General features: G+C 69.8%; 8 protein-coding genes. 4 read left to right on the top strand and 4 right to left on the bottom strand.

The window, feature by feature from the left end; genetic code table 11:
- Positions 1-9: 9 nt before the first annotated feature.
- Complete coding sequence (locus tag ASE28_RS00040; protein WP_057263592.1) at positions 10-573, bottom strand: hypothetical protein; 564 nt, start codon at positions 571-573, stop codon at positions 10-12.
- 117 nt (positions 574-690) lie between these two features.
- A complete protein-coding gene (locus ASE28_RS00035) occupies positions 691-3,963 on the bottom strand; it encodes a bifunctional diguanylate cyclase/phosphodiesterase (RefSeq protein ID WP_157421782.1) in 3,273 nt (1,090 codons plus the stop codon).
- 269 nt (positions 3,964-4,232) lie between these two features.
- On the opposite strand from ASE28_RS00035, the gene ASE28_RS00030 reads away from it, so the two are divergent.
- The 3 genes from ASE28_RS00030 to ASE28_RS00020 all read left to right on the top strand — a co-directional run bounded on the left by ASE28_RS00030 (position 4,233) and on the right by ASE28_RS00020 (position 7,999).
- The gene (locus ASE28_RS00030) at positions 4,233-5,438 is read left to right on the top strand and encodes a calcium:proton antiporter (protein WP_057263589.1); all 1,206 of its coding nucleotides are present in this window, start codon (positions 4,233-4,235) and stop codon (positions 5,436-5,438) included.
- Positions 5,439-5,511: 73 nt separating this feature from the next.
- Positions 5,512-6,285, top strand: a complete 774-nt coding sequence (locus ASE28_RS00025) for a nitroreductase (RefSeq protein WP_235516001.1) — start codon at positions 5,512-5,514, stop codon at positions 6,283-6,285.
- A gap of 25 nt (positions 6,286-6,310) precedes the next feature.
- Positions 6,311-7,999 carry an acyl-CoA synthetase gene (locus tag ASE28_RS00020; RefSeq protein WP_157421781.1) on the top strand — a complete coding sequence of 563 codons (1,689 nt, stop codon included), beginning with the start codon at positions 6,311-6,313 and terminating at the stop codon, positions 7,997-7,999.
- A gap of 4 nt (positions 8,000-8,003) precedes the next feature.
- On the opposite strand, the gene ASE28_RS00015 is transcribed toward ASE28_RS00020, so the two are convergent.
- Together ASE28_RS00015 and ASE28_RS00010 are read right to left on the bottom strand one after the other, a co-directional pair.
- Positions 8,004-8,690: a Crp/Fnr family transcriptional regulator gene (locus ASE28_RS00015; protein ID WP_235516000.1), complete on the bottom strand. Its 687-nt coding sequence runs from the start codon at positions 8,688-8,690 to the stop codon at positions 8,004-8,006.
- Between the two features lie 162 nt (positions 8,691-8,852).
- A complete protein-coding gene (locus ASE28_RS00010; protein ID WP_057263584.1) occupies positions 8,853-10,262 on the bottom strand; it encodes a chloride channel protein in 1,410 nt (469 codons plus the stop codon).
- Positions 10,263-10,525: 263 nt separating this feature from the next.
- Here ASE28_RS00010 and ASE28_RS00005 point away from each other — a divergent pair, with 263 nt between their 5' ends.
- Entirely contained in the window at positions 10,526-11,521 is a 996-nt protein-coding gene (locus tag ASE28_RS00005; protein WP_057263580.1) for a hypothetical protein, read from the top strand.
- Positions 11,522-11,907: the final 386 nt, after the last annotated feature.

Raw genomic sequence — 11,907 nt, 5'->3', positions numbered from 1 at the left:
ATGCAGGGGTCAGCGCCGCTTCCAGTCGATGCCCGGAATGCAGATGCGCTGGTTGAACGTGCCGTTCCAGCGTACCTCAAGCCCCGCGCGCTGCAGTTCGCTGGCGATGAGGGCGCCGATGCGCGGGCCCTCGGTCTCCTCGGTGTCGGCATCCATGGGGCCGAAAGCGAGGAACAGGCCGCCGCCATGCACCGCGCGCGCCAGGTCCTGGCCATGGTAGAAGCAGTAGCCCACGATGTCGGCCCGGTCCGGCGCGTTGTGCCAAGCCTCGGTCACGTCCCCATAGCCATCGCTTTGCGTGTAGCCCGCGTTCTGCAGGGCTACCAAGCCCTGGCGGGCCAGCGCGTCGAAGGCGGCATCCAGCCGGTCGCAATCGGTCGTGGCCGGCCAGCCCTTTTTCGCCTGGTCGTGCGCCCGCATGGCCGCATCGACGGCGTGCTCCACCTCGGCGGCATCGAGCTCGCCGGGCTCGTACATCTCCTCGGTCAGGATCTCGATGGTGCGCTCGCGGTCTTCAAAACCACCGCGCACGAAGGCGTCGATCTCGGTGAGTACGTCGGGGGGCAGGGGCATGCGGTGTCTCCGTTGAAAAGGGGGGCAACAGGGGGCAGGGCGTGAAACCAAGGCTGCGCCGATTATCGCGGCGCGGTGGTTGCCTCGGCCAGGCCGGAGCGCTCCGATGTATCCCCCTCACCCCACCTCCCGCAGATCCACCACATGCACCGCGCAGGCATTGCGCCCGCCGTGCTTGGCTGCGTAGAGGGCGCGGTCGGCGGCCAGCAGCAGGTCGGTGGGGCGCACCGACGGGTCGCCCGGGGCGAGGTAGGCCACGCCCACGCTGGTGGTCATCTGCCGGGGCATGTGGTGCTGCAGTGGCAGGGGTTCGCGGATGGCGTGCAGCACCTTGTCGGCCACGGTCTGCGCTTCATCGCACGACGACAGATGGGGCAGCACCACGGCGAACTCGTCGCCGGCGATGCGCGCCGGGAAGTCCGTGCTGCGCACGGCGCCCTGCAGCCGCTCGGCCATGGCGATCAGGGCCGCATCCCCGGCGGCGTGGCCCCAGGTGTCGTTGATGGCCTTGAAGTGGTCGATGTCCAGGAACATCAGCGCCATGCCCGTGCCCGAGACCTGGCTGGCCTGCAGGGCCGCAGCCAGGTGGATGTCGAACTGGCGCCGGTTGGCCAGGCCAGTCAGCGTGTCGGTCATGGCCAGCTCCTTCATGCGGCGCTCGGACTGGCGGATGGCGGTCACATCGGTGGTCAGCGTGTAGATGCCCAGCACCTCGCCCACTGCCACCATGTCGGGGATGTAGTCGGTCTGCAGGATGCGCCGTATGCCCAGCGCCTGGGATTCCACCTCGAACTGCACGCGCTGGCCCGACAGGGCCCGGCGCAGGGGGTCTGCACGCTGGGCGTACAGGGCCGGGCCGATCACCTCGGGCAGGGGCTTGCCCAGGGCGTTGGCAATGGGCAGGCCGGTCCACTCCTCGAAGGTGTGGTTCAGAAACTGCAGCCGGTGCGCGCGGTCAATGTAGGTGATCATCACCGGCAGGTTGTCGGCAATGGCGCGCAGCCGCCGCTCGGTGCGCTCGTGGCGCAGCTGCAGCTCCTTCACGGCGGTGACGTCGAACGACATCAGGTAAAAGCCCACCACCGCCGGCCCGGTGCTGCCCTCGCCATCGCCGGCATCGAACTCGGGGATCAGGTGGCTCTGCAGGTGCCGGGGCGTGCCCTCGTGGTCCACGCAGCCTTCGAACTGGGCGCGCCGGCCGGCCAGTGCCTCCAGCAGGTAGGGCAGGTGCAGGGCGTACTGCACGTCGCCCAGCAGCTCCTGGGCGTACAGGCCGACCTGCGGGTGGGCGATCAGCCCGCGCGACTGCAGCGCGTAGTCGTTGGCGAACAGGCAGCGCTGGCGGGCGTCGAAATGGCAGACCACGGCCGGCAGGCTGCACAGCACGTCGCGCAGGCGCTGCTCGCTGCGGGCCAGGCGCTGCTCGGCTTCGCGGCGCGAGCGGATGTCGCGCAGGAAGGCGTTGGCAATCGGGCCGTTGGCGGTGGGCTGCACCGTCATCATCATCTCCACCGGCACCTCGCTGCCGTCGCGGTGGTGGCCTACCAGCTCGGTGTGGCGGCTCACGGCCTGGTTGCTGCCCAGGTTCACCAGCTGCGCGAAGTCCGTGAGCGGCGCATGCGGGTGGATGCGCGGCACCATCAGCTGCGCCACGTCCCGGCCGATGGCTTCAGCGGTGCTCCAGCCGAACATGCGCACGGCCTCGGGGTTCCAGTCGGTCACGCGGCCATCGGCGCCCACGGCGATGAAGGCGTCGCCGGCCGTGTTCAGGATGTCGGCGGTGCGCTGCTGCTCCTGCACCAGTGTGGCCAGCAGCGGCCGCACGCGGCGGCGCAGCGCCCAGGTGCCAGCGGCCACCAGCGCCAGGACCGACAGCACGATCAGGTGCAACTGCCCGCGCAGGGGGGCATACAGCGTGGTGACGTCCGTCTTGAGGACCAGGCCCAGGCCGTAGCCGCCAATGGGGCCGTAGCCCGCCACCACCGGCACGCCACGCAGGTCGCGGGCATAGTTCACACCGCTCTGGCCCAGCAGCGCCAGGCTCACGGGCAGGTTGGGCTTGCCCGATGCCGCCCACAGGGGCACGGTGAAGGGCGTGGGGTACAGCCGGCTCGGGGCGCAGGCGGCCACGTCGGCGCGGCGGCGGCAGATCAAGGCGTCGGCCGATTCGGTAGAGCGGCGCATCTGGTCCATCAGGCTGTCGAACAGCCTGAGCTTTTGCTCCATCACCACCTGTCCCACCACCGTGCCGCCCTGGTGCATGGGCACCAGCGTGCGCAGCACATAGCCGGCGTTCCAGCGCAGCTCGGCCTGCTGCGGCCCGTCCAGGTCCAGCGACTCGATGGAGCGCGCGCTGTCGCCCAAAAACAGGCCGGCCGTGTGTAGCAGGTGCCCACGCGCATCGAGAAAGCGCACGCCGTCCACACCGCCCATGAGAAAGCCGGCCGTCAGCTTCTCCAGTTGCTCACCGGCCTGTACGTCGCGCGGCGAGCCGCTCAGGCGCTCCATGGCCTGGGCCACGGCGTGGTGGTCGCCCACGGCGGCCGACAGCGCAAGGCTGCTGCGCAGCGCATCGTCCAGCGCCAGCGCATAGGTGCGGGCCGACTGCTCCATGGCCTGCAGCACCGATTTCTCGAAGGTCTCGCGCATGGCGACAAAGCCGGCGATGCCCCCGCCCACGGCGACCAGCGTGAGCGCGGTGATGGCGCGGTAGGTGATGCGCCGCTCCAGCCACTGCGGGTCGCGTGCCCTGTCGATGAGAACCCTGTCGCGCAGCTGCCAGATGCCTGCCCCCAGCACCAATAGCGCCACCGCCGTGGTCAACCGCACCTGGTTGTGCGAGGCCACGCGGTACAGCAGCTCCAGCCCCATCAGGTGGCCAGCCAGGCCCAGCGTGGCCACGGCGGCCAGCACTGCCAGCGCCAGCAGGCCGGCGCGCCGCTGCCGGGTGCGGCGCAGGGGGGCCGCGAACCACAGGGCGGCTGCACCCGCGATGAAGGCCGCGCCCCCATTGGGCGAGAGGCTGTGGGCCCCCGGGGCCCGCAAGCTGCTGCCGGTGATGAAGCCGGGCAGGTCGGCCGCCGCATCGTGACCCGCCAGCGCGCGCCACAGGGCCAGCACGCTGTACAGGCCGGCCGCCAGCGCCAGCAGCGACGCCGCCGCCTGGGCCGGCCGGTGGGTGTCGGGAAAAGCGCGCAGGCACAGTGCGGCACCCAGGAGCAGCAGGATCAGCGCGGCATGGATGCCGGGCTCCATCGCATCGGCGAGGCCCTTGCCCAGCGCCAGGTGCGGGAAGGCCGAGCGCAGCACCAGACCGAAGGCAAAAGCGGTTCCCAGCGCCCCCAGTGCCAAAGAGGTGGTTGCATGCCGGTCGCGCACCATGTGGGCCATTGCATCGCCCTCGTGTCTTGGTTGCCCTCGTGTTCTTGTGACAACATGTTACGCCCAGGGTTGCGATTGCGCCATACCGGATAAACCCCCGAAGGTGTGTTTGGCGCGGGCTGCCAGCGGTGCATGCGCCAGGGCTTGCGGCCCGCATCCTGCGCTGCTCGGTGGTAGCATGGTGGGGCTTGCGCGCTCTGCGCCAGCCGGGCCGTGGACGACTTCGGCCGTGTACCGACACGCGGGGGACGGCCCTTGTTTTCCTACAGTGGGACGACATGCCCAAGCCGAACCTTAGCAAAACTCCTCACAACGCGGCAGCGCATCCCGCGCGCCCTGGCCAACCGCGCCTGGTGGCGCCCGCCACCTGGGCCCTGCTGGCCGGCGCATGGCTGGTGGCCGGTCTCTTCATCGCCTTTGGCAGCACCTGGCTGGCGGCGCCGCTGACCGCGGGCGTCGCGGCCGGCGCCTTCGGGCTGCTGTTCGCCACCATCCTCGCGGCATCCTTCGGGGTGGTGCACGAGGCGGACCACCTTGCGCAGCAACTCGGGGAGCCCTATGGCACGCTGGTGCTCACGCTGTCCATCGTCTCCGTCGAGGTGATCCTGATCGCGTCGGTGCTGCTCGGGCCGGGCGATTCGTCGGCCATCGGCCGCGACTCCATCTTCGCGGTGATGATGATCATCATGAACCTGGTGATCGGCATCTGCCTGGTGGCCGGGTCGGCCCGCCATGGCGACCAGGAGTACAACGCCCAGGGCGCCACGGCCTACCTGGGCATGATCGCGCTGCTCACCGGCACGGCGCTGGTGCTGCCCAACCACCTGGGCGGGGCGGGCGCGTTTTCCACGCCGCAGGCGCTGGGCATGGCGGCCCTCACGGCGGGCCTGTACGCGGCGTTTCTGTGGCTGCAGATGCGCAGCCACCGGCGCTACTTCATCCAGCCGGCGGCCGGCAGCATGGCGGTGCCGGCATTGGCGCAGCCGCTCGGGAGCCGCAAGACCCAGGCAGCGACTGGACCTGCAGGCCGGCGTGCCATGGTTGTGCGCTCGTTGGTGCTGCTGGCACTGGTCCTGCCTATCGTGCTGCTGGCGCACTACCTGGCCATCGTGACGGACTACGGCATCGCCGCCGCCGGAGCGCCTGCCGCCGTGGGCGGGGTGCTCATCGCCATCATCGTCTTCACGCCCGAATCCATCACCGCCGTGCGCGCCGCCATGGGCAACGAGATGCAGCGCGCCGTCAACCTGTGCCTGGGCGCCTTTGTCTCCACCGTGGGCCTCACGGTGCCGGCCGTGCTGCTCATCGGCGTGGCCACGGGCCAGCGCATGGCCATGGGCCTGTCGGGCTCGGAGGTGGTGCTGCTGGTGCTGACGGTCGTACTCTCGATGCTCAGCTTCAACGGGCAGCGCAGCTCGCCGATCCAGGGGCTGATGCACCTCACGCTGTTTGCCGTGTTCGGGCTGGTGCTTTTTCTTCCCTGAGCCGGGGGCCGGGATTTCCCGGAATGTCATCGCATCGACAGTCACGAACGGCGGCCATGCCTAGCATGCCGGCATGACCTGTTCATCCCTGCCCACGGCCGCACCCGACCCTTCCATTGCGCACCCTGATCGGTCGCCCCACGCGGCCCCTATCGCGGCCCAGCCGCTGCGCCAGGCGGTGGACTGGGCCATCGTCTCGCGGCGCAGCATCCGCGCCTTTCTGCCCACACCAGTGGGGCAGGGCGAGGTGCATGCCATCCTCGACGTGGCGCGCCATGCGGCATCGGGTATGAACACCCAGCCCTGGCGTGTGCACGTGCTCATGGGCGCCACCAAGGAGCGGCTGAGCGCCGCCATCGCCGCTGTGGACAACGACGGCGAGGCCTCGACAGCCCTCGCCGAGCCCTACCACTACTACCCGCTCGAATGGGTCTCGCCCTACGTGGACCGGCGCCGCAAGGTGGGCTGGGACCTGTATGGCCTGCTCGGCATTGCCAAAGGCGACAAGGCGCGCATGCACGCCCAGCACGGCCGCAACTACCGCTTCTTCGATGCGCCCGTGGGGCTGATCTTCACGGTGAACCGGGTGATGCAGGCCGGCAGCCTGATGGACTACGGCATGTTCTTGCAGAGCGTGATGGTGGCGGCCCGCGCGCGCGGGCTCGACACCTGCCCGCAGGTGGCGTTCACGAAGTTCCACCGGGTCATTGCCGCCGAGCTCGGCATCCCCGATACCGAGATGGTGGTCTGCGGCATGAGCCTGGGCCACGCCGATCCGGCGGGCATCGAGAACACGCTGGTGACGGAGCGCGAGAGCGTCGATTCGTTCACCACCTACCACGCATGACCGCAGCAAAAAAATGGAGACAAGCATGAGCCACGCCCCCCACCGCAGCCCTTACCAAACGGGCCTTGAGCGCACCCCCGCCAACCACCTGCCGCTCACGCCACTGGGTTTTCTGGACCGCAGCGCGCAGGTGCATCCCGAAGGTATTGCCGTGGTGCATGCCGGCAGCACGCAGACCTGGGCCCAGACCCGCGAGCGCGCCTACCGCCTGGCCAGTGCCCTGGCACGTCGCGGCGTGCAGCGCGGCGACACCGTGGCCATCCTCGCGCCCAACACGCCGGCCATGCTGGAGGCGCACCTGGGCATCCCCCTGTGCGGCGCGGTCATCAACGCCATCAACTGCCGGCTCGATGGCGAGGGCATCGCCTTCATCCTGCAGCACGGCGAGGCGCGCGTGCTGCTGGTGGACAGCGAGTTCGCGGCGCTGGCCGCCAAGGCCGTCGCTGGCCTGGGCCAGCCGCCCCTGGTGGTCGCCATCCACGATGCGGGCCTGCCCGCGCAGCCGGCCTTCGGTGCAATCGACTACGAAGCCCTGCTGGCCGATGGCGACCCGGCCTTCGAAGGCCTGTGGCCCGAGGACGAGTGGGACCCCATTGCGCTGAACTACACCTCGGGAACCACCGGCGACCCCAAGGGCGTGGTGCCCAGCCACCGGGGCGCCTACCTCATGAGCCTGCTGCAGCTGACCGACTGGGCCATGCCGCGCCGCCCGGTGTACCTGTGGACGCTGCCCATGTTCCACGCCAACGGCTGGTGCTTCACCTGGGCCATCACGGCGGCGGCGGGCACGCATGTGTGCCTGCGCAAGGTCACGGCCAAGGCGATATTCGAAGCCATTGCCGAGCACGGCGTGGACCATTTCTGCGCCGCACCCACGGTGCTGGCCATGCTGGCGAATGCGCCGGCGCACGAGCGCATCGCGCTGCCGCGCCCGGTTCGCGTGCTCACGGCGGGCTCGCCGCCGCCCGCCGCCATCCTGCAGGCGATTGCCGCCATGGGCTTCGACGTGGACCATGTGTACGGCATCACCGAGGTCTCGGGCACGCCCGTGAGCTGTGTGCGCCAGCCCGGGTGGGCAGCCCTGCCCGAGGCCGGGCGCGCGCAGTTGCAGGCGCGCCAGGGCGTGCGCGCCGCTGCGCTGGAGCATCTGCGCGTGCTCGACCCCGACACGCTGCAGCCGGTACCGGCCGATGGCGTGACCGCTGGCGAGATCATGCTGCGTGGCAACACGGTGATGAAGGGCTACCTCAAGAACCCCGGTGCCACGGCCAAGGCCTTTGCGGGCGGCTGGTTCCACACCGGCGACATCGCGGTGCTGCACCCCGACGGCTATGTGCAGATCACCGACCGCTCCAAGGACGTGATCATCTCGGGCGGCGAGAACATCTCGTCGGTGGAGGTGGAAGACGTGCTGCACCGCCACCCCGCCGTGCTGCTGGCCGCCGTGGTGGCCAAGCCCGACGAGCGCTGGGGCGAGGTACCTTGCGCCTTCGTGGAGCTCAAGCCCGATGCCGTGGGCAGCGTGAGCGCCGAGGAGCTGATTGACTTCTGCCGCAGCCATCTGGCGCGCTTCAAATGCCCGCGCCGGGTCGTCTTCGAGACGCTGCCGAAGACGGCCACCGGCAAGATCCAGAAGTTCCGCCTGCGCGAGATCGCGGGCAGCCGCGAGGCGATCACGCGGCTGGCGCAGGTTCAGACCGAGCCCGCAGGCTGAGGGCTCAGCCTTCGCGGGCAATCGCCTGGAGTACCTTGAGGTCGATCACCTCGATGGACCCATAGCCCAGGCGGATGGCGCCCCGGTCCTGCAGCTCCTGCAGCGCCCGGTTGGCCACCTGGCGCGACACGCCCGACAGACGCCCCAGCTCCTCCTGCGACAGCGTGATGCGCCGCGCGGTGTTGGGGAACAGCGCATCGTTGAACAGCCCCGACAGGCTGTAGGCCACCTGCGCCGTGGTGTCGCCCAACCGATCAGTCTGTACTTGTGCTACGTAATGGGCGAGGCGCGCGTTGAGCTGGCCGATCAGCCACAGCGCAAACGGATGGCTCTCGTGCAGCAGCCGCAGGAACTCGCTGCGCGGCAGCAGCGCCACCACGCTGTCGGTCAGCGCCGTCACCGCATAGGGCCGGGGCTCGTCCTTGAGCACCGAGCCCTCGCCGAACCAGGCGCCCGAGGGCACGCCCGCAAAGGTGCTGGTGCGGCCTTCGGCGGTGATGTTGTCCAGCTTGAGCATGCCCTCCATCACCCCGGCCCAGTGCGCCGTGGGCGTGCCGCGCGCAAACACCGCACCGCCCGCAGGGTAGCTGCGCACCGTGATCGCCTTGCGCACACGCGCGGCCTCCTCGGCGGTGAGGCTAGACACCCAGGGCGATTGGGCAAGGAAGAGGTCGAGGGGGTCTGCGGTCATGGCGTCCATGGCATCGAAGGAGGGCGCCTGGATTGTGGCGGCGATCCTGCTCGGCTCCAATAGGGCAAAGCCTGTGTGCGACATCTGCCATGGTCGCGGCCATGCGCGCATGCATGCTGGTGCGCAGTGGCGATTCTTCTCAGGGGAAGTTGCGGGCCGAGGTCACGGCGGCGGTGCGGGAGGTGAGACGGCCCTGGGCGCAGGTGCAGGCACGGGCGATGGCGATGGCGATGGCGCAGGCGCAGGCGCAGGCGCAGGCGGTGGCACCATGGACTGCAGCATGGCCAGGGACAGCGTTTCGTACAGCGGCCGCGCCAGCATGCGGGAAACCAGGCTGGCGAGCATGGCCGCCGCCATCAGGCTGAGCACCATGGCGTGGCCGTCGACCATCTCCATGACGATGATGAAGGCCGTGAGCGGCGCCTGTGTGACGGCGGCGAGGAAGGCCGCCATGCCCATGGCGATGAGGGCGGGCGCTATGTCGCCGCCCAGCAGCAGCGACACGTTGTGGCCCACGCCCGCGCCGATGGACAGCGATGGGGCGAAGATGCCACCCGGCACGCCCAGCCAGGCCGACAGCCAGGTGGCGACGAACTTGAGCGTGACGTAGAACGCCGGCATGTCGGCCTCGCCGGCCAGCATGTGCTTGACCGCTTCGGAGCCCGCGCCGAAGGTCGCGCCGCCGGTGGCCAGGCCGATCACCGCCACCACCAGCGCGCCGACCGCCGCGAAGCGGATCGGAAAGCGCGCGCGCAGCCGGCACATGCGCTCGGAGGTGCCGGTGAGCGAGGCGGCCAGCAGCTTGGCGAACAGGCCGCCCAGCACGCCGCAGGCCAGCGCCACGCACAGGCCGGGCAGCAGGGCGTCCCAGTCCAGGCGGGGCACCTGGATGCGGCCGAAGTAGCTCAGGTTGCCGAACGCCGATACCCCCATCAGCCCGGCCAGCACGATGGCCGTGATGATCACGCCGCTGCTGCGCGATTCCATCTTGCGCGACAGCTCTTCGATGGCGAACACCACGCCGGCCAGCGGTGCGTTGAACGCCGCCGCAATGCCCGCTGCTCCGCCCGCCACCAGCAGCGCATGCGCGGTGATGCCCGAGCGCGGGTCGAACCAGCGGCGCGCATGGTGCATGACACCGGCCGCCACCTGCACCGAGGGGCCTTCGCGCCCGATGGACAGCCCCGCGAGGAAGCCCGCGCTGGCCAGCAAGATCTTGGCGAACGAAAGCCACAGCGAGACGAAGCGCCCGCGCTTGCCTGTCTCCAGCGCCGGATCCAGTGCGGTGATGACCTGCGGTATGCCCGATCCTGCAGCCCCTGGCGCCCAGCGCCGCGTGGCCCACACCACCACGGCCGTGACGGCCGGCATCCACAGCAGCACGGCCCAGCCACCCTGCCATTGGTAGATGTGCTGGAACAGCTCGAACGCCGCGTCGGCCAGCAGGGTGAAGGCCACCACGCACAGGCCTGCGGCACAGGCGTAGGCGAGCACGATGGAGCGGTCCAGCCAGCGCCGGCCGTCCTTCAGCTCCTCGCGCAGGTTGTCGAAGAAATTGGGCTCATGGTTCATGCGGGGCAGGCAGTGTGCGAAGCGGCAGGGCTCTGGGGCGTTGGCAAAACGGGGGCGGCGTGCAGGCCGGGCGGCAAGGGTTGCATTGCGACTGCATCGCGCTGGGTGCAGTTCCCCGCTCGGGGCCACAACCCCGTCTGCATGCAAGAAGTCTACCAACCCGGTGGGTACCGTATTGCGTAAACAGGTGCTACTGGCACCTTCTGCTGCGCAGGCGGTGCCAGAATGGGCTTATCACCAGAATATATGAACGGGAGCCCCTCATGCCCAGCCTGCGCATCCAGCCGACGACCCTGAAGGCCGCGCTCTGCGCTGCGGTGCTGTGGCTGGTCCAGGGTTGCGCCACCCAGGCCGGCGACCCGCCCCGCGTGCAGGTCGTGTGCGCCGTGGATGCGGTGGCCGCCGAGTCGGTCGTGGACCTGCGCCTGCAGGGCGTGGTGCAGCAGCAGGTGAGCTTCAGGGACGACACCGGCCCGCAGGCGCGCAGCTATACCGGCGCGGCGCTGTGGCCGCTGCTGCAGGCCTGCGCGCTGCAGTCGGATGCGGCCACGGACCTCCATGGGCAGCGCGCGGCGGCGTTGCGCCGTTATGTCCTCGCCAGCGGGGCCGAGGGCTACAGCGCCGTGTTCTCGGTGGGCGAGCTGCACCCGGATTTTGGCAACAAGGCCAGCATCGTGGCCTATGCAGAGGCTGGGGCAGGCGATGCCGATGCCGCGGGGGCAGCGCCATCGCTGCGCATCACCGCGCCGGGCGATGTGCGGGGCAGCCGCTACGTGGCCGGCCTCACGCGGCTGGAGGTGCGCTCGTCCGGCTCGGTGGGCGCGGGCAGCGGTGCGGCGCAGTCGCAGGCGGTGCAGGTGCTGGGCGCGGTGAAGAACACGCTGCGCCTTGATGAAGCGGCCCTGCGCGCGCTGCCGGCGGTCACGCAGGTGGTGGGCGAGCGCCGCTACACCGGCGTGGACCTGTGGGCGCTGCTGAGCGCCGTGGCCGGTATCGAGGCCGACAGCGCCAGCGGTGCCAACGTGCAGGGCATGTACCTGGTGGCCACCGGGGCCGATGGCTACCAGGCCCTGGTATCGCTGGCCGAGATGAGCCCCGAGCTGGGCAACCAGCGCGTGCTGATCGCCTACCGCCTGGACGACCAGCCCATGGCGCGCGGCATGGCACGGCTGGTGGTGGCCGGCGATGGCAAGGCCGGCCGCTCGGTGTCGGCGCTCGAAGCCATCGAGGTGTTTGCGGCTGCGCCTGCGGCGCCGTAGGCGGGCAGGGCGGGGGGCACCCGCGCGGGGGGGCGCTTCGCTGCGTCTGGCCTTTGTGTTCCCTGGCGGGCAGGCAGGCATCGCTCGGATGCCAATCCGCAAAAAGTAGGGAGGTCATCGCATAACAAAGGGTTTTCCCTATGGTCTGCGCAAATGTTAACGTTAACATTCATCCATTGCAGCCTTTTTGCGTGATTTGAAGCGAGATTCTGTTCGGCTTCCACTCTGCCCAAGCCGGTCTGCAAGTTCGTTTGGCCTTGCATGAATCCCGTGAAACAGGGCGCTGCAAGCACTTGTATGACCTGTTGAAACGCCCTGACACCCACCAGCCCCGCCACCACCATGAACCCGCAAGACCTCAAATCCATCATGGGCTCCGGCCTGCT

It is taken from the genome of Acidovorax sp. Root219 (genome assembly GCF_001428665.1).
Classification (GTDB): Bacteria; Pseudomonadota; Gammaproteobacteria; order Burkholderiales; family Burkholderiaceae_C; genus Acidovorax.
This window is presented reverse-complemented; position numbering and strand designations above follow the sequence as displayed.